Genomic DNA, 17,434 nt, shown 5'->3' with positions numbered 1-17,434 from the left:
CCTGCCGGACCTGCCGGACCCGCTGGACCCGCCGGAGCCGCCGATCCGCCCACTCGTCCCGAAATACGCGACGGACAGTCCCACTTGAGGCGGCCGATCAGGGCCGCTCCGCGGCCCCGGGCGGCGACCCCGCACCGACCGCCCGGGCCAGGTACGGCGCCGTGGCGCTGCCCTGCGCCCCGGCCACCTGCGCCGGCGTCCCCGCCGCCACGATCCGGCCGCCCGCGTCGCCGCCGCCCGGACCGAGGTCGATGACCCAGTCGGCGTCCGCGACGACGGCCATGTCGTGCTCGACGACGACCACCGTGTGCCCGGCGTCCACCAGACCGTGCAACTGCCGCATCAGCACCTCGACATCGGCCGGGTGCAGTCCCGTCGTCGGCTCGTCCAGGAGATAGAGGGTGTGCCCCCGGCGACCGCGCTGCAGCTCGCTCGCGAGCTTGATGCGCTGCGCCTCACCGCCCGACAGCTCGGTGGCGGGCTGCCCCAGCCGCAGGTAGCCGAGCCCGACATCGAGCAGGGTGTTCAGGCTGCGGGCGACGGCCGGGGTGTCGGCGAAGAAATCCGCCGCGCTCTCCACCGTCAGGTCCAGCACCTCGGCGATCGTGCGGCCCCGGTACGTCACGCGCAGCGTCTCGGGGTTGTACCGGGCGCCGCCGCAGTCCGGGCACGGCGCGTACGTGCTCGGCAGGAACAGCAGTTCCACGCTCACGAACCCCTCGCCCTGACAGGTCTCGCAGCGCCCCCCGGCCACGTTGAAGGAGAACCGCCCCACCCCGTACCCGAGTTCACGGGCCGCCTCCGTACCCGCGAACACCTTCCGCACGACGTCGAAGAGGCCGGTGTAGGTCGCCAGGTTGGAGCGCGGGGTGCGCCCGATCGGCCGCTGGTCCACCGACACCAGCCGCCCGACGCCGGGCAGTTCGTCCGTGATCTCGCCGATCAGTGTCGACTTGCCGGACCCCGAGACACCCGTGACCGCGGTGAGCACGCCCAGCGGGAACCCGGCCGTCACCGCACGCAGGTTGTGCCGGGTGACCGGCCCGACCGTCACCCACCCGCGCGGCCGGCGCACCCGGCGCCGCGCAGCGGCCGCACGGCCGAACAGGAACCGTGCCGTGGCCGACCCGGCCACCTCCGCCAGCCCGGCCACGGGCCCGCTGTGCAGCACCCGGCCCCCGTGCTCCCCGGCCAGCGGACCCACGTCCACGACCCAGTCCGCGCCCCGCACGACATCCAGATGGTGCTCCACCACGAACAACGAGTTGCCCCCGTCCTTGAGCCGCTGCAACACCGTGAGCAGCGCCTCTGTGTCCGCCGGGTGCAGGCCCGCCGACGGTTCGTCGAGCACGTACACCACCCCGAACAGCCCCGACCGCAGCTGCGTGGCCAGCCGCAGCCGCTGCAGTTCCCCCGCCGAGAGGGTGGGCGTGGACCGGTCGAGGGAGAGGTAGCCGAGACCCAGCTCGACGACCGGCCCGATTCGTGACCGCAGGTCGTCGGTGAGCAGCCGGGCCGCCTCGGAGACGGCCCCCCGGAGCGTGCCGGCCAGCTCGGCAATCGGCAGCGCGGCCAGCTCGGCGATGGTGCGCCCCGCGAAGGTGACGGCGAGCGCCTCGGGCCGCAGCCTGCTGCCACCGCAGGCCGGGCAGGGCGCGGAGGTGAGGAAGCGCTCCGCCTTCGCGCGCAGCGCCGGACTCTTCGACTCGGCGAACGTCTTCATCACATACCGCCGGGCGCTCATGTACGTGCCCTGGTAAGGCCGTTGGATCCGGTCGGCGTCCCGCACCGGGTGCACGGTCACCACCGGCTGCTCGTCCGTGAACAGGATCCACTCCCGCTGCTCGGCGGGCAGCTCGCGCCAGGGCCGGTCCACGTCATGACCGAGCGCGTCCAGGACGTCCCGCAGGTTCTTGCCCTGCCAGGCCCCCGGCCACGCCGCGATCGCCCCCTCCCGCACGGACAGCGACGGATCGGGGACCAGCAGCTCCTCGCTCGTCCGGTGCACCCGCCCCAGCCCGTGGCACTCCGGGCAGGCCCCGGCCGCCGTGTTCGGCGAGAAGGCGTCCGAGTCCAGCCGCTCGGCACCCGGCGGATAGTCACCGGCCCGCGAGAGCAGCATCCGCAGCGAGTTGGACAGGTTCGTCACGGTGCCCACCGACGACCGCGAGGTCGGCGCCGATCGCCGCTGCTGCAGCGACACGGCGGGCGGCAGCCCGCTGATCTCCCCGACCTTCGGCGCGCCGACCTGATGGATCAGCCTGCGCGCATACGGCGCCACCGACTCGAAGTACCGCCGCTGCGCCTCCGCGTAGATCGTCCCGAACGCCAGCGACGACTTCCCCGACCCCGACACCCCGGTGAACACCACCAGCGCATCGCGCGGCACATCGACGTCCACCCCTTTGAGATTGTGCTCGCGGGCCCCGCGGACGCGGACGTACTGATCGTGGGGGGTGTGCATGGCGGAGCTCCGGCGAGGAGAGGCGACAGGGCGGACTCAAACCCCGCAATTCTACGCGGACACCCCAGACGTCACCGGTCGGACGCCCCCTACTCCACGGTGAGCGCCACGAACGCCGCCCACTCACCACGACCGACCCGCAGCATCGGACCGCGGCCCGCGGCCTTGGTGTCCCGCACGTACACGGCAGCCGGGCCGGCGGCCACCTCCACGCAGTCGCCACCGTTCGTTCCGCTGTAACTGCTCTTGAACCAATTCAGTTCAGCGTGCTGGTCGGTGCTCATAGCTCCCCTGCCATGCGCTCGATGAGACGAGAGGACTCCTCGGTGCTGAGGGCCTGCGTGCGCAGCATCCCATACCGCAGCCAGAATTCGCTGACCTCGTCCTCATCGGACCTGACGGACACCAGGCCCTGCGCATCGACGTAGACGTGCCGCCCGCGGTCCATCGACTCCAGCAGCACCATCGGTCCGTTGAGTCCACTGTGCACACCTCGTGCGGCCGGCATCACCTGGAGCTCGATGTTGCGGAACCGCGCACTCGTCAGAAGGTGCTCCAACTGCCGTTGCATGACTGCGCTGCTGCCCACGAATCGTCGCAGTGCGCCTTCCTCCACGATGAACACGAAGACCACCGGCGGGTTCTTACGGGACAGCAAGGCCTGACGGGCGAGTCGAGCCGCCACACGTTGCTCGACGACCTCCTCGTCCAGGGGCGGGAAGTGGGCTTCGAGGAGTGCCTGCGCGTAAGCCTCGGTCTGCAAGAGACCAGGGATGAGCAGGGGATCGTACGAGAACCTGCTCAACGCCTCGGCCTCCAGGAGCGCTACGTTCTGGAAGAACCGCGGCAACTTCGCCCGATCCACCTCGTCCTGCAACGCCTCCAGAACCCCGCCCGCCTGCAACACCCGCTCCGCCGCCGCAGTGAACGCCGCCTTCGCGGGCCGCCGCCCCTGCTCCACCGAGGCGACCTGCTCCAGCGAGTACCCGATGGCCTCACCGAGCTGCTGCTGGCTCAGCCCCGCCCGCTTCCGCAGGTACTGCGACAACACTCCGTAGGCCGACCACACCCCCGGCAGGTCGGACTGCATGTCCTTCGTCTTCACTCCGCGATCGCTGCGCGCACCCCGTACCGTCTTCACACTCCCACACCCTTCCCTGCCCACGCCGCGCCGGTCGCCCGGGACATGCCCAACGCGGCCCGCGGAGAGGGAGACACGGCATGCGACCCGTACGACAGCCGTACAGGCCCCGTACAACCACGACCGAATCGTGAGGGACCGCGCGCGGTGGCGATCACGGTGCTCGGGAACACCACCGTGCGCCCCATTGCGGAGGGGTGCCGGAAATGCCGCACGGGCAGTGACTCAGGCGTAACTCAACCCCGTACGAGAGGATCGACTGCTCATGAGTCGACGTATGGCCCGTCCCGCCGCACTCGCCGCCTCCGCCGCGCTGCTGACCGGGGGCCTGCTGGCGGCGGCCGTTCCCACCGCCACCGCCGCACCGGCCAAGTACTCGCAGGCGGCGGCCGAGAAGGCGCTGAAGCGGGCGGGTGTCACGTGGGTGTCGTCGGGCAGGTGCAGCAACCGGAAGAACAGCAAGTGCACTTCGTTCGAACAGATCAACAGGAGCACGGTCGCCGGGGTGATCGACTTCAAGAAGGCGAGCAAGTGCGCGGTGACCATCACCGCCGGCACGGAGAAGGGGCACGCCTCCGGCACGTACAGCCACTGGAACGGCTACAAGGTCGACCTCAAGCTGTCGTCGTGCGTGAACTCCTACATCACCCACAAGTTGAAGTACGTGGGTGAGCGCAAGGGCGACCGCGCGAAGCAGTACAAGTCCCCGTCGGGGAACGTCTACGCCCGCGAGGGCTCGCACTGGGACGTCACCTACTACCGCGGCAGCCGCTGACACGGCCCGGGGGCAGGACCGGTACGACCACCGGTCCCGCTCCCGGGCGCACATGAACACGGCTGCGAGCCCGCGGAGTTCAACGGCCCGCACCGCCGACCGTCAGTCGTCCAGCCGGACCGGCATCAGCAGGGAGAACGTGTCCTCGTCGTCGGGGCGGCGGATCACGAGGGGGGCCGTGGGGGCGCTGAACTCCAGGAGCAGTTCGTCCCGGGCGCCGGCGGTGAGGGCGTGGAGCAGGAACTCGCGGTTGAAGGCGATGCGGTCGTGGGCGTCGTCGGTGTCCTCGCAGAGGGTCACCTTGCCGTCGTCCGTCATGCCGAGCACGCTGAGGTCGTAGGTCACGCCGTCCTGTTCGCGGACCTCGCTCGCGTGGACCGGACCGGTCTCCAGCGCCTTCCGGAAGTCCGCCACGTCGACGACGGCGCGACGCCCCGCGGGCAGGTCGACGAGGCGGCGGTAGTCGGGGAAGTCGTGCTCGAGGCACTGGCCTGCCGTCTGGCGGTCGCCCGTCTCCAGCGTCAGGCGGCCCGCGTCCACGGCGAGGTGGGCGGGTTCGTCGCCGCCGAGCAGCGCCCGCATCGCGTCCACGAGCGGAAGGGGGGCGATGACCTGCGTGCGGGGGCCTTCGTGACCGGTGGTGCGTGCCTGCGCGACAGCCATCCGGTAGCGGTCGGTGGCCACGACGCGGAGCGTCGCGCCCTCGATGTCGAACAGGACTCCGGAGAGCATCGGCAACTCCGGGTCGGTGCCGGCCGCGAAGCGGACCGCGTCCAGCGCGGCGGCCAGGTCCGGCGCGGGGACGGCCAGTCGGGCGGTGGTGGTGCGCGGCGAGGTCATCGGGTTCTCCCGGTGGTCGAGTCGGGTCCGGAGCGCGGAGAACTCGCTGCGTGCGTCGGACAGGCCCGCTTCGAGGCGGCGCAGGTGCGTCTGCAGCAGACCCCGCACCAGGTCCGTGTCGGCGCTGGACCAGCCGGCCAGCACCAGCCGGATGTCGGCGAGCGGCATGCCGGCCCGGCGCAACCGGGCCAGCACAGCGGCCTCGGCATACTGCTCGGCGGCGTACCAGCGGTAGCCGCTCACCGGGTCCACCCAGGCGGGGACCAGCACGCCGGCACGGTCGTAGAACCGCAGCGCGCTCACGCTCAGCCCACTGGTGCGGGCCATCTCCCCGATGCTGTACATGTCGTTCTCCACACGAGGACCTTCATGCCTCGACCATGTCGAGGGTCAAGCCCGGAAGAGTTTCGCCAGCCGACGGTACGAGTCGAGCAGCGCCTCGCGGTCGTACGTGCTCGTGGTGACCAGTACCTCTTGGGCGCCCGTCTCCTTCAGGACCGTCTCCAGCTCGTCCGCGACCTGGTCCGCCGTGCCGGCGAGGTGCCCGGTCAGGCCGGTCTCGAACAAGTCGCGCTCCTTGGCGGTCATCCGTGCTGCCTCGACGCGTCCGGCGGGCGGCAGGGGCGGGAACGTGCCGTGGGTGCGGGCGTGGGCCATCGACCAGGCCTCCGGGAGCAGGAGCCGGCGGGCATCCGCTTCGATGGCTGCCACCGCGATCGTGCCGGAGATGACCACGTACGGCTCCGGCGCCCAGGGGGAGGGGCGGAAGTCGGTGCGGTAGCGGTCGATGCCGCGCAGCATCTTCTCGCGGTCGCGCAGGTCACCGATGACCATCGGCAGGCCCGCCCGGGCGGCGATCCCGGCGCCCTCGCCCATGGCCAGCACGAACGGCGGCACGCGCAGACCCTCGGCGGGCCGGGCGTGCGCCCCCGTCGCGGACGTGCCCTCGAACCAGCCGAGCAGGTCCGCCAACTGGGCCGCGAAGTCCTCCGCGTCGTCCTTGTCGCGGCCCAGCGCCCGGCGTACGCCGTCGGTGAAGCCGACGGAGCGGCCGAGGCCCATGTCGACGCGGCCGGGGTACAGCGACTCCAGCACGCCGAACTGCTCGGCGACGACCAGGGGGCGGTGGTTGGGGAGCATCACCCCGCCGGTGCCGACCCGGATCGTGCGGGTCGCGGCGGCCACGGCGGCGGCCAGGACGGTCGGCGCGGAGCCGGCGACGCCCGGCACGCCGTGGTGCTCCGAGACCCAGAACCGGTGGTAGCCGAGCCGCTCCGCCTCCTGCGCCAGGCGCACGGTGTCCCGCAGGGCCTCGGCGGCCGGACGGCCCTCCCGGGTGCGGGAGCGGTCCAGGAGGGAGAAACGGGTGGACTCGATCAGGGCATTCACTCTCGGTTCAACGCGGCAGAGCGCCCGTGATTCCCGCTCAGCCGGGCGGGGCTCCAGGCTCCGGGCCCCAGTACTCCGGGCCGACCCCGCGCCAGTCGATCAGCGGGGAGACCGAGACCTCCACGGGGTCGACGTCGAGACCGGCACGGCGCAGGAACTCGGCGACGTCCGCGACGCTGTACGCCAGCCCCAGGATCTCGCCGTTGACACGGACGCGCCGCCCGCCCGTGGGGGAGGGCGGGTGCACGGTCACGGGCAGTGCTCCGGACATGTACCCAGCATCGGGTGCCAGGCGCGGGCCCGCATCCGGACCGGTCCGTCCGACCCCTCCACGTTCCGCCGGGAAGACCCTAGGGTGTACGGCGTGACGGACACCGGCAAGCGGCCCCTGGCCGTGTTCGACCTGGACAACACCCTCGCCGACACGGCGCACCGGCAGCGCTTCCTGCAGCGGCGGCCCCGCGACTGGGACGCCTTCTTCGCCGCCGCGACCGAGGACCCGCCGATCGCCGAGGGCGTGCGGCTGGCCCGGGACAGCGCGGTCGAGTGCGAGGTCGTCTACCTCACCGGACGGCCCGAGCGGTGCCGCCGGGACACGCTCGACTGGCTCGCCGCCCACGGACTGCCCGAAGGGCACCTCCACATGCGGGGTGACGACGACCGCAGGCCCGCCCGCAGCACCAAGCTGGAGATCCTGCGGCGGCTGGCCCGGGACCGGGAGATCCGGGTTCTCGTGGACGACGACGAACTGGTGTGCCAGGACGCCGAACAGGCGGGCTTCCGGGTCCTGCTCGCCCGGTGGACGGCTCCCTCGGGCGAGCTGGCGGACGCGCAGGAGCGGGAGGGACGGACCTGAGACCGGGTGCGGGGCCTCGGCCTCAGCCCGCCTCCTCGATCCGGAAGCCGACCTTCAGGCCCACCTGGTAGTGCTCGATCTGCCCGTTCTCGATCTGGCCCCTGACCTGCGTGACCTCGAACCAGTCCAGGTTGCGCACGGTCTGCGAGGCGCGGGTGATGGCGTTGCGGATGGCGTCGTCGACCCCCTGGTGCGAACTGCCGACGATCTCGGTGACCCGGTAAACGTGGTCGGTCATGGTGCGGGTGCTCCTTACGCGGGCGACGCCGGCGGGGGCGCCGGGCGGCGGGGACGTCACGTCGGGCGGTGACGCTCCGTGAGAGGAGCGTCACACCTCACTCCACGGTGCCGCATGCGGCGCCCGCGCGCGAGATGTGTGCGGATCGTGACCCCGCGGACACTTGACCTGCGCATTGGTCCATACCAAAATCCCAGACGCCCGTACGAGCCCGTTGCTCGGCCCCCCACGTCGGGATCTTTCCTGTGCACCTGACTGAACTGGACCCCTCGTGAGACGTCGCCTCCTCGCCCTCGTCTGTGTGCCCGCCGCGCTGGCCAGCGCCTGCGGAGCGCTGCCCGGCAGCAGCTCCGGCGGGCGGCAGACCGTCACCGTCTGGCTGATGAAGGACAGCGCGTCGCAGGACTTCCTGCGCCGCTTCACGGAGGACTTCGAGCACACCCACAAGGACCTGCGCCTCGACATCCGCATCCAGGAATGGACCGGCATCGGCCCGAAGGTGCAGGCCGCCCTCTCGGGCGACGGGAAGGGCGGGCCCGACGTCGTCGAGGTCGGCAACACCCAGGTCGCCCAGTACGTCGAGGGCGGCCGGCTGACCAACCTGACCCTGGAGTCGATGCGGGACTGGGGCATGCAGCAGTGGGTGCCGGGCCTGGCCGAGCCGGGACAGGACAACTCCGCCCAGTACGGCATCCCCTGGTACGCCGCCAACCGCGTCGTCGTCTACCGCAAGGACCTGTTCGAGAAGGCCGGCATCAAGGCGCCGCCGCGCACCCGCGCCGAGTGGCTCGCCGACACCGAGAAGCTCGACACCGGCGGCAACCAGGGCATCTACCTGGCCGGACAGGACTGGTACACGCTCTCCGGCTTCATCTGGGAGGAGGGCGGCGACCTCGCCAAGGAGAACTCCAACGTCTGGAAGGGCACTCTGGCCACCGCGGCCGCCCTGCGCGGCATGGACTTCTACCAGCGGCTGCAGAAGCTCGGCGACGGGCCCGTCGGCGCCGACGAGGAACACCCGCCGCAGGCCGGGGTGTTCGCAGCGGGCAAGGTGGCGCAGATCGTGGCCGTGCCGGGCGTCGCCCAGGCCGTCGTGCAGAAGAACCCCGCCCTCAAGGGCAAGTTGGGCTTCTTCCCGGTGCCGGGCAAGAGCGCGGGCCGGCCGGGCACCGTCTTCACCGGCGGCTCCGATCTCATCGTGCCGCGCAACACCGGTGACCGGGACGCGGCCGTCGCGGTCGTCGCCGCTCTCACCGGCGCCAAGTGGGACACCGAGCTGGCCCGCACCATGAACTACGTCCCCAACAAGACGACGCTCGCCTCCGCGGTCGCCGGCGAGGAGGGGGTCGCGGCCATGGCGGCGGGCGCCGCGCACGGCCGTGCGACCCCCAGCACCCCGCAGTGGGCCGCAGTGGAGGCCGACAACCCGATCAAGCGGTACATGACGAAGGTGCTCACCGGCGGCGACCCGCGCACCGAGGCACGCCGCGCCTCCCAGCGGATCACCGAACAACTGGCGCCCGGCCTGGGCTGATTGCCGGGCCCGCCCGGGACCGCCCGCCCGGGACCGCCCGCCCGGGACCGCCCGCCCGGGCGGTCAGCCCACTCCGAGCGCACGAGGCCCGGCGCACGGCACGCTCGGCGCAGGACACTCTCACCGGTCGACACGCTCAGCGCAGGACACGCTCAGCGTGCGCCGCTCACCGCACCACGCTGAGCGACAGCGCGAAGCGGCCCTCGCGGTCGGTCCACCACCGGGTCAGGTCCAGCCGTGCGGCGGCCAGTTCGGCGCTCACCCCCTCCCGGCGGAACTTCGCCGAGACCTCGGTGCGCATCTCCTCGCCCGCGGCGAAGTCGACGGCGAGGTCGAGGGCGGGCACCTTCACGGTCTGCGCGGTGCGGGAGCGCAGCCGCATCTCGATCCATTCCTCGTCGGGGTTCCACAGCGCCACGTGGTCGAAGGCGTCCGGGTCGAAGTCGGCGCCCAGTTCGCGGTCGACGACCGCCAGCACGTTCTTGTTGAACGCGGCGGTCACCCCGGCCGCGTCGTCGTACGCCCGGACCAGCACCGCCTCGTCCTTGACCAGGTCGGTGCCGAGGAGCAGCGCGTCGCCGGGGGAGAGCAGCGCGCGCACCCCGGTCAGGAACGCCGCGCGTTCGGCGGGCAGCAGGTTGCCGATGGTGCCGCCGAGGAACGCCAGCAGCCTCGGGCCGGGGGTGTCGGGCAGGGTGAGCCCGGCGGTGAAGTCGGCGATCAGCGCGTGCACGGTCAGCCCGGGGCGTTCGGCGGCCAGCGCCTCTCCGGCCTGGCGCAGCGCGCTCTCGCTGACGTCGACGGGGACGTAGGTGTGCAGTGCGGTGAGGGCGTCGAGCAGGTAGCGGGTCTTCTCCGAGGAGCCGGAGCCCAGCTCGACCAGGGTGCGGGCGGGCAGGGCTGCGGCGATCTCGCCCGCCCGGCCGGCGAGGATCTCGCGCTCGGCGCGGGTCGGGTAGTACTCGGGGAGTCCGGTGATCCGCTCGAACAGGTCACTGCCGTGCGCGTCGTAGAACCACTTCGGCGGCAGCGCCTTCGGATCGCTGGTCAGGCCGTGCCGGACGTCGGCGCGCAGTGCGGCCGCCGTGGCGTCCTCGGGCAGGATGCGGGTGACGTGGAACGGGCTCACGTACGGGGCTCCTCGGCTCGGGCGGACGCCAGGCCCCCGGTGGGGTCGCCGAGGCCGGGGTCCTTGAGGCTGGGGTCCTGGAGAACGGGGTCGTGGTCGTGGCTGCCGGGGTCCTTGAGGCTGAGGTCCTTGAGCGGGGTCAGTAGCACGTCCGCGCGGTGCGCCGCCAGCAGCGTGCGGTCGGGCACCTGGCACCAGCGCGGATCGTCGTCGTACGGCTCGGAGGCCACCACCACCGACCCGTGCCCGGGTTCGGCGAGGTACCAGAGGCTGTCGCCCCAGGCGGTCGCCGTGATCGTCTCGCCGTCGGTGAGCAGCAGGTTGAGCCGGGAGCCGGGCGCCGCCCCGGCCACCTCGAGGACGGTGTCGGCGAGGGCCTGGGCGGGTGCGTCGCCCGCGCGCAGCCGGGCCAGCACCAGCGCCCACACGAGCGCGGAGTCGTTGCGGGCCTCCAGCGTCAGCAGGTCCTGGGGCGGCAGCGTCCGGGCGGCCCCGGCGAGCGAGCCCGGCCAGCCGGTCACGGCGCCGTTGTGGCTGAACAGCCACCGGCCCGCGGCGAACGGTGCCGCCGCGGCCTCCGCGTCCGCGCCCGCCAGGGTCGCGTCGCGCACCGCCGCCAGCAGCGCCGTGCTGCGCACGACCCGGGCGAGGTCGGCGAAGGACAGGTCCGCCCAGATCGGCCCGGCCCGGCGGTAACGGGCCGGCACGGGGTCGCCGGCGGCGTACCAGCCGACCCCGAAACCGTCGGCGTTGACCGTGCCGTACCGCTGCCGCCGGGGCGCCCACGACTGGCGGTACAGGCCGTGCGGCGGATCGACGAGGGCCCGGCCGATCGGCTCCTCGGGGCCCAGCCGGGCCAGGTGACGGCACATCAGTACTCTCCCCGCCGGGTGGAGCGGGCGGTGCGGAAACCGGAGAAGATCTGCCGCCGGACGGGGTAGTCCCAGTTGCGGAAGGTGCCCCGGCAGGCCACCGGGTCCACGGCGAACGAGCCGCCGCGCAGCACCTTGTGCTCCGGCCCGAAGAACACCTCCGAGTACTCCTTGTACGGGAACGCGGCGAACCCCGGGTAGGGCAGGAAGTCGCTCGCCGTCCACTCCCACACGTCACCGATCAACTGCCTCACCCCGAGGGGCGATTCACCGGCCGGATAGCTGCCCGCCGGAGCCGGGCGCAGGTGCCGCTGGCCGAGGTTGGCGTGCTCCGGCGCCGGGTCCGCGTCCCCCCACGGGTAGCGGGCCGAGCGGCCGGTGGCCGGGTCGTGCCGCGCCGCCTTCTCCCACTCGGCCTCGGTGGGCAGCCGCCGCCCCGCCCAGCGGGCGTAGGCGTCGGCCTCGTACCAGCACACGTGCAGGACCGGCTCGTCGGGCGGTACGGCCTCGGTGGCGCCGAAGTGCCGGCGCTGCCACTGCCCGCCGTCGCGGCGCCAGAACAGCGGGGCGGTGATGCCGTGGCTTTTGACGTGGGTCCAGCCGTCCGGCGCCCACCAGCGCGCCTCCTCGTACCCGCCGTCCTCGATGAACGCCAGGTAGGACGCGTTGGTGACCGGAGTGGTGTCGATCCAGAACGGCGCCACCTCCCGTACGTGTGCGGGCCGTTCGTTGTCCAGCGCCCACGGCTCGGTGGAGGTCCCCATGGTGAACGGGCCGCCGGGCACGAGGACTTCGGGCGGCCCGGTGAACCGGGGCGCCGGCTTTGGGTCGGGCGCGGTCAGGGCCCGCGGGCCCCGGCGCAGCTGATGGGTGATCAGCATCGTCTCGTCGTGCTGCTGTTCGTGCTGCGCGATCATCCCGAAGGCGAAGCCCGCCTCGGTCAGCCGGGTCCCGTGGAAGTCGGCGGACTCCAGCAGGTCCAGTACCCGGCCGCGCACCTCCGACGCGTACGCGCGGGCCTCGGCGGGCGCCAGCAGCGGCAGGGAGGGGCGTTCGGAGCGCGGGTGCTCGAAGGCGTCGTAGAGGCTGTCGATCTCGGGTCGCATCGCCTCCCGTCCGGCGACCGTGCGCAGCAGCCACAGCTCCTCCTGGTTGCCGATGTGCGCGAGGTCCCACACCAGCGGCGACATCAGGGGGGAGTGCTGCGCGGTCAGGTCGGGCTCCTCCACGCAGCCGGTCAGCAGCGTGGTGCGGTCCCGGGCGGTGGTGAGCGAGGTCAGGGCACGGGCGCGCAGCGCCTCGGGGTCGGTCCCGGCGCCGGGCGTCGGACCGGGCGCCGCGTGGGGGGCGGGGTCGAGCGCGGGGTCGGTCATGAGCGGAGGTCCTTCCCGTGGGTGCGGCGGTCCCGGCCGTCCAGTCGGTCGAGCAGGTCGTCGGCGGGGCAGCGGCCCCTGCGGACGTAGTGGTCCAGGTACGTCGTGACGGCGTCCGTGACCGCGGGGGCGGCCCCGAGCCGCGGCAGGGCCGCCAGGGCGGCCTCGAAGCAGGTGACGGCCGCCTCGCGCAGCTCCGGGTCGGCGAGCCCGGAGCGGGCCGCGTCGATCCACAGCGGGTTGTGCGGCGCGGGCCTGCCGAGCGCCCGTTCGGCGAGCGGCTTGACGGTCCGGTACGCGCTCTCCGCGGCCTCCGGGTCGTCGAAGAGCGCCGCCGTCACCGCGAGCGGCACGATCCACCCGTCGTCGCCGGGCTGCGCGTCGATCATGCGCAGTTCGAGATGGCCGCGCGGCCTGACGGGCGGGAAGAGGGTGGTGAGGTGGTAGTCGAGGTCCTCCCTGGTCGGCGGCCTGGGCCGGCCGGAGCGTATCCAGTCACGGAAGGTCAGGCCCGCGGGGACGTGCCACGGCCCGTCGTCGCGCCGGACGCACATCACCGGCGCGTCCAGCACGTGCCGGGCCCAGGCGGTGCGGGGGGAGCCGTCGAGCGGGGGAGCGCCCGCCCGCCCCGGGCCGATCTCCGTCCACAGCAGTTGCCGGGTGGAGCGCCATCCGGTGGGCCGCCGGCCGAGCAGCGGGGAGTTGGCGAACGCGGCCACCAGGACCGCGCCCAGCTGGTGTGCGAGCCACCAGCGCCGCACGTGGCCGAGCGGCCCCGGCTCCTCGTGGCCGGCGTCCAGGCACACCTGCACGGAGGCCGAGGTGCACATCATGTGCCGGCCGGCCGGGCCGCCCCGGTCCAGGCAGGCCTCCAGGGCGTCGTAGCGCCGCTCGCGCAGGAACCGCCGGGGCGTGTGCCATGGATCGTGGCCGAGACCGACCAGACGCAGCCCGTCGGCGGCCAGTACGGCACGGACGCGGTCGAGGTCCGCGGAGACGGTGCCGACGCACTCCGTCAGGGAGGCGGCGGGTGGCGAGCTGAGTTCCAGCTGGCCGCCGGGTTCGACGGTGAGCGCCGATCCCAGGGGCACGGTCCGCAGGGCGGCGTAGGCCGCTTCCAGACGTTCGGGGGTCACGGGGAGCCGCGGCGAACGCAGCTCGTGGACCAGCCATTCCACTTCTACGCCGATGGTGCGGGGCGGTCCGGTCTTGAAGCAGATGCCGCTGACCAGAGCCTCGACCTCGGCTTCGGAGACGGCGGTACGGGGCTCCGTACAGCCACTTGCCGAATCGGACATGTCGGGATCCTCCTGAGATTCCACCATGCCACCGGCCCGGGAGCGATGGTCCGGGACGGCGTCGCACCGTCCCACCCAAGTCCCTGAGACCGATTCGCACAAGGGTGCAGAACGGGACAATCGTGCCCTGGAATCTCGGTTTCCGCGATGTTTCCCGATGCTTCACGGCGTTCACCGCATGCCGCGCGGCACCGTTCGGCACCTGTCGGACGGGGAAATTCCGTTGCACCGGGGGTCCCGGATCGCTCACGATGCGTACATGAACACGGGGGACGCCGCGCGGGGCGCGGTCGTGGCGCTCACGGGGGTGGCGCCATGAGCGCGCGCCTGCGCGGCATCGCACAGCAGACAGAGCAGATCGTCATGGCCGGGGCCTACCGGCGGGGTGACGGCGGCGAGGTGTGCCTGGCCGCGGCCGTCGAGGCCGCCCGCGCGGGCACGCGCGTGCACGGGCCCGGCCCCCTTTCCGTGCCGCCGTGGGCACCGGCCGGGACGACCGTCGAGGTCACGGGCGAGAGCAGCCTGGCCGCGGCCCGGCGGCTCACCGGCCCGGTGGCCGTCCTGAACTTCGCCTCGGCGCGCAATCCCGGCGGCGGCTACCTCAACGGCGCGCAGGCCCAGGAGGAGGCGCTGTGCCGTGCCTCCGCGCTCCACACGTGCCTGCTCGGAGCCAGGGAGTTCTACGACCATCACCGGACGCACCGGGACCCGTTCTACTCCGATCGGGTGATCCACTCACCGGCCGTGCCCGTCTTCCGCGACGACCACGGCGGGCTGCTGGACGAGCCGTACACCGCCGGCTTCCTGACCGCCGCCGCCCCGAACGCCGGGGTGGTCCTGCGCGACACGCCCGAGCGGGCGGACCGGCTCCCGGGCGCCCTGGCCGTCCGTGCGGAGCGGGTGCTGGAGACGGCCGTGGCGCACGGCTACCGGCGGCTGGTGCTGGGGGCCTGGGGGTGCGGGGTGTTCCGCAACGACCCCGCGCAGGTGGCGGCGGCCTTCCGGGCGCTGCTGGGGCCCGGCGGGCGGTTCGCGGACGCGTTCGAGTGCGTGGTGTTCGGGGTGCTCGACCGTACGCCGGGCAGCGCCGTCCGGGCCGCGTTCGCGCGGGCGTTCGCCTGAGGCCGAGAGTGCGGCGGAGGCGGCTCCGCCGCGCCCTGGGCCTCCGGCGTCAGGTCCAGCCGTACCGCTCCCGCAGCCGCCGCACCACCGGGTCGAACCGCATCCGGTCCAGCGCGCACGCCTCGCGCCGCATACCGTCCTCGTGCAGCCGCAGCACCCGGTCGACGGCCACCCAGGACTCGCGCCCGGCCCGGTCCCAGGGGCCGCTGCCGATCCCCACCCACTCGCGGTCACCGTCATGCGCCTTGCTGGACAACTGGACGGCGAGCAGCGTCCCCGCGCTCTCCCGGGCCACCACGAGCACCGGACGGTCCTTGCCCCGGCCGTCGTTCTCCTCGAAGGGCACCCACGTCCAGACGATCTCCCCGGGGTCCGGGTCGCCGTCGTGCGCCGGCGCGTACTCCGTGCGTACCCGGCCGACCTCGTGCGGGTCGGCCTCCGTCGTGGCGGCGGGGCCGAAACGGCCGGGAACGGGGGGCGCGTCGGACGAGTCGGCCGTGCCGGAGGCGTCGGGTTCATCGGTGAAGGCAGTCACGCAGGCACCCTAGTGGTGCCGTCGAGTGGGGAGCCGACCGGCCGTCAGGAGCCTTCCGCCCGCGACCGGATCCGCATGCCGGGACGGCGCCGGTGCACGGTCAGGTAGACGAGCCCGTCGGGGCCCGCCCCGATGCTGCGCGTGGAGCCGTGCGGCAGCCAGACCGTCGCGCCCTCGGCCAGGCCCCGGGGCTCCTCCTGCGGGCCCGCGCCGAGAGTGCCGCCGCCGCAGACCACGTACACCAGCACGTCCAGGTCGGGTTCGGCGTGCGGCGCGACCCGCGCGCCCGGGGCGAGACGCACGAGATTGGCGTCGAGCTGACGTCCGCTCTCCGCCAGCTTCCACAGCACGCCCGCCGCTGCCTGCGGGTCCTCGGCCAGGGCCCGGGCGTCGCACAGGACGCGCGGCCCGGGCGGCCCGGCCCCCTCGGGACCGGTGTCGTGCGCGGCGGACGACGCCATGGTGCACCCCTCTCCCTGCGGCTTCGATGCATCGCCTACGATTGTTCCATGTTCGACCGGTGAAAAATCACCGCAGGTGGGAAGGGGTGCGCTCGGGTGCCCGAGAGGCGGGTGGGTCAACGTCGGCGCGAGGTGCTGAACGTGCTGCGCTCGGCCCCCGTTCCGCTGGGTGCGGCGGAGACCGCCGAGCGGATCGGCGTGCACCCCAACACCGTGCGCTTCCACCTGGACGCCCTGGTGGCCGAGGGGCTGGCCGAGCGGCGCACCGAGGCCCCCGACGGCTCGGGCCGCCGCCGCCCGGGTCCGGGACGCCCGCGCACCGTGTACGCCGCGCGGCCCGGCATGGACCGCGGTGGCGCCCGCGGCTACCGCCTGCTGGCGCGGATGCTGCTCGGCGAGTTGGCCTCCCGCGGCCCCGAGGCCCGGGACGCCGCCGTCGAGACGGGCCGGGCCTGGGGCCGCCGCCTCGCGAAGCCTCTCCTGCCCCAGCCGCCTCCGCCCTCCGGTTCGCCCGTCCCGCCGGTCCCTCCCCTCCCGCCCGTGCCGCCTCCGCCGTCCGTGCCGGGGCCGACGGCTGCCGATTCGGCGGACCGGCTGGTCGCCCTGCTCGACGACCTCGGTTTCGACCCGGCCCCCGAGGGGCGCGACCGGGGCGGCCCTGCGCAACGGATCCGGCTGCGGCACTGCCCCTTCCTGGAACTGGCCGAGGAGCACGGCCAGGTGGTGTGCCCGCTCCATCTGGGGCTGATGCAGGGTGCGTTGACGGAGCTGGGTGCTCCGCTGACCGTGAGCGGCCTGGAGCCCTTCGCCGCCCCCGGCTCCTGCCTGGCGCACCTGGCCGCCCACCCGGCCGTGACGTCCGCCGGATGACGTGAACAGACCCGGGCCCGTCGGCCCGGGCGGAAAGGCAGCACATCGATGAACACCACCTCGGCGGCCACGGCGAGCGCGGTCACTTTCGTCTGGCTCGGCATGGTGCTGGGCATCTCCTTCCTGGAGGCGCCCCTGAAGTTCCGTGCGCCGGGCGTGACCATCCCCATCGGCCTGGGCATCGGCCGCATGGTCTTCCGGGCGCTGAACCTGGTGGAGGCCGCGCTGGCGGTCGTGGTGATCGTCGCGGTGGCCGTGGGCGGCGCCCCGGTCCCGGTCATCGCCCTGACGGCGGCCGTCGCCGTGCTCCTGCTGGTGCAACTGCTCTTCGTCCGGCCCCGGCTGAACCGCAGGTCCGACCGGGTCCTGTCCGGCGCGGAGCCGGTGGACGGCCCGCGTTCGCACGACCATCTGGTCTACGTGGCCCTGGAGATCGTCAAGGTCGGCGTCCTGATCGCGCTGGGGATCGCCCTGCTGACGGTGTGAGCCGGCCCGCGCGGCGATTGCCGCCGACGCTTCGGGCGGGTCCCCGGCGGG

General features: G+C 73.4%; 19 protein-coding genes. 6 read left to right on the top strand and 13 right to left on the bottom strand.

The features are described from left to right. Window positions 1-97: 97 nt before the first annotated feature. From AB0G56_RS21265 to AB0G56_RS21255, 3 genes are all read right to left on the bottom strand, one after another. Window positions 98-2,464, bottom strand: a complete 2,367-nt coding sequence (locus tag AB0G56_RS21265) for an excinuclease ABC subunit UvrA (RefSeq protein WP_360971526.1) — start codon at window positions 2,462-2,464, stop codon at window positions 98-100. 89 nt (window positions 2,465-2,553) lie between these two features. Then, window positions 2,554-2,748, bottom strand: a complete 195-nt coding sequence (locus AB0G56_RS21260; RefSeq protein WP_360971523.1) for a DUF397 domain-containing protein — start codon at window positions 2,746-2,748, stop codon at window positions 2,554-2,556. Then, window positions 2,745-3,554, bottom strand: coding sequence for a helix-turn-helix transcriptional regulator (locus AB0G56_RS21255; RefSeq protein ID WP_360971878.1), 810 nt, complete (start codon window positions 3,552-3,554; stop codon window positions 2,745-2,747). Before AB0G56_RS21255 ends, AB0G56_RS21260 begins: the two co-directional genes overlap by 4 nt. A 316-nt stretch (window positions 3,555-3,870) precedes the next feature. On the opposite strand from AB0G56_RS21255, the gene AB0G56_RS21250 reads away from it, so the two are divergent. Continuing rightward, window positions 3,871-4,380 carry a hypothetical protein gene (locus tag AB0G56_RS21250; RefSeq protein ID WP_360971520.1) on the top strand — a complete coding sequence of 170 codons (510 nt, stop codon included), beginning with the start codon at window positions 3,871-3,873 and terminating at the stop codon, window positions 4,378-4,380. 102 nt (window positions 4,381-4,482) lie between these two features. On the opposite strand, the gene AB0G56_RS21245 is transcribed toward AB0G56_RS21250, so the two are convergent. From AB0G56_RS21245 to AB0G56_RS21235, 3 genes are read right to left on the bottom strand one after another with little or no spacing between them, the layout of a single operon-like run. Then, window positions 4,483-5,577 (bottom strand): MerR family transcriptional regulator, encoded by a 1,095-nt coding sequence (locus AB0G56_RS21245; protein WP_360971517.1) that lies wholly within the window; start codon window positions 5,575-5,577, stop codon window positions 4,483-4,485. A gap of 33 nt (window positions 5,578-5,610) precedes the next feature. Then, a complete protein-coding gene (locus AB0G56_RS21240) occupies window positions 5,611-6,609 on the bottom strand; it encodes an LLM class flavin-dependent oxidoreductase (RefSeq protein ID WP_360971514.1) in 999 nt (332 codons plus the stop codon). A 37-nt stretch (window positions 6,610-6,646) separates the two neighbouring features. Further along, the gene (locus AB0G56_RS21235) at window positions 6,647-6,880 is read right to left on the bottom strand and encodes a hypothetical protein (RefSeq protein ID WP_360971511.1); all 234 of its coding nucleotides are present in this window, start codon (window positions 6,878-6,880) and stop codon (window positions 6,647-6,649) included. Between the two features lie 93 nt (window positions 6,881-6,973). Between AB0G56_RS21235 and AB0G56_RS21230 the strand changes: the two genes are divergently transcribed. After that, window positions 6,974-7,465, top strand: a complete 492-nt coding sequence (locus AB0G56_RS21230; protein WP_360971508.1) for an HAD family acid phosphatase — start codon at window positions 6,974-6,976, stop codon at window positions 7,463-7,465. A 22-nt stretch (window positions 7,466-7,487) separates the two neighbouring features. On the opposite strand, the gene AB0G56_RS21225 is transcribed toward AB0G56_RS21230, so the two are convergent. Then, window positions 7,488-7,703, bottom strand: coding sequence for a dodecin (locus tag AB0G56_RS21225; RefSeq protein WP_037859267.1), 216 nt, complete (start codon window positions 7,701-7,703; stop codon window positions 7,488-7,490). A 271-nt stretch (window positions 7,704-7,974) separates the two neighbouring features. Between AB0G56_RS21225 and AB0G56_RS21220 the strand changes: the two genes are divergently transcribed. Further along, window positions 7,975-9,237 carry an extracellular solute-binding protein gene (locus AB0G56_RS21220; protein WP_360971505.1) on the top strand — a complete coding sequence of 421 codons (1,263 nt, stop codon included), beginning with the start codon at window positions 7,975-7,977 and terminating at the stop codon, window positions 9,235-9,237. A 166-nt stretch (window positions 9,238-9,403) separates the two neighbouring features. Here AB0G56_RS21220 and egtD read toward each other — a convergent pair whose 3' ends face one another. From egtD to egtA, 4 genes are read right to left on the bottom strand one after another with little or no spacing between them, the layout of a single operon-like run. After that, window positions 9,404-10,366: an L-histidine N(alpha)-methyltransferase gene (egtD, locus tag AB0G56_RS21215; protein WP_360971502.1), complete on the bottom strand. Its 963-nt coding sequence runs from the start codon at window positions 10,364-10,366 to the stop codon at window positions 9,404-9,406. Further along, window positions 10,363-11,238 carry an ergothioneine biosynthesis protein EgtC gene (gene egtC / locus AB0G56_RS21210; RefSeq protein ID WP_360971499.1) on the bottom strand — a complete coding sequence of 292 codons (876 nt, stop codon included), beginning with the start codon at window positions 11,236-11,238 and terminating at the stop codon, window positions 10,363-10,365. The genes egtD and egtC overlap by 4 nt, the downstream gene beginning before the upstream one ends. Then, window positions 11,238-12,611 carry an ergothioneine biosynthesis protein EgtB gene (gene egtB, locus AB0G56_RS21205; protein WP_360971496.1) on the bottom strand — a complete coding sequence of 458 codons (1,374 nt, stop codon included), beginning with the start codon at window positions 12,609-12,611 and terminating at the stop codon, window positions 11,238-11,240. The genes egtC and egtB overlap by 1 nt, the downstream gene beginning before the upstream one ends. Beyond that, window positions 12,608-13,909: an ergothioneine biosynthesis glutamate--cysteine ligase EgtA gene (gene egtA, locus AB0G56_RS21200; RefSeq protein ID WP_360971494.1), complete on the bottom strand. Its 1,302-nt coding sequence runs from the start codon at window positions 13,907-13,909 to the stop codon at window positions 12,608-12,610. The genes egtB and egtA overlap by 4 nt, the downstream gene beginning before the upstream one ends. 315 nt (window positions 13,910-14,224) lie before the next feature. Between egtA and AB0G56_RS21195 the strand changes: the two genes are divergently transcribed. After that, window positions 14,225-15,031: a TIGR02452 family protein gene (locus AB0G56_RS21195; RefSeq protein ID WP_360971492.1), complete on the top strand. Its 807-nt coding sequence runs from the start codon at window positions 14,225-14,227 to the stop codon at window positions 15,029-15,031. Between the two features lie 49 nt (window positions 15,032-15,080). Here the strand turns inward: AB0G56_RS21195 and AB0G56_RS21190 are convergent, their stop codons facing one another. Next, the gene (locus tag AB0G56_RS21190; RefSeq protein ID WP_360971489.1) at window positions 15,081-15,566 is read right to left on the bottom strand and encodes a type II toxin-antitoxin system PemK/MazF family toxin; all 486 of its coding nucleotides are present in this window, start codon (window positions 15,564-15,566) and stop codon (window positions 15,081-15,083) included. Between the two features lie 44 nt (window positions 15,567-15,610). After that, window positions 15,611-16,027, bottom strand: a complete 417-nt coding sequence (locus AB0G56_RS21185; RefSeq protein ID WP_360971486.1) for a hypothetical protein — start codon at window positions 16,025-16,027, stop codon at window positions 15,611-15,613. Between the two features lie 96 nt (window positions 16,028-16,123). Here AB0G56_RS21185 and AB0G56_RS21180 point away from each other — a divergent pair, with 96 nt between their 5' ends. Then, window positions 16,124-16,897, top strand: a complete 774-nt coding sequence (locus AB0G56_RS21180) for a helix-turn-helix domain-containing protein (RefSeq protein WP_360971483.1) — start codon at window positions 16,124-16,126, stop codon at window positions 16,895-16,897. 48 nt (window positions 16,898-16,945) lie between these two features. Continuing rightward, a complete protein-coding gene (locus AB0G56_RS21175) occupies window positions 16,946-17,383 on the top strand; it encodes a hypothetical protein (protein ID WP_360971480.1) in 438 nt (145 codons plus the stop codon). The last annotated feature ends 51 nt before the right edge of the window (window positions 17,384-17,434 follow it).

Origin of the sequence: Streptomyces sp. NPDC021356 (genome assembly GCF_040641015.1) — a bacterium.
In the GTDB taxonomy this organism is placed as follows: Bacteria; Actinomycetota; Actinomycetes; order Streptomycetales; family Streptomycetaceae; genus Streptomyces.
Note: the sequence above shows the minus strand (reverse complement) of the source record. Positions and strands in the feature narration are given on the sequence as shown.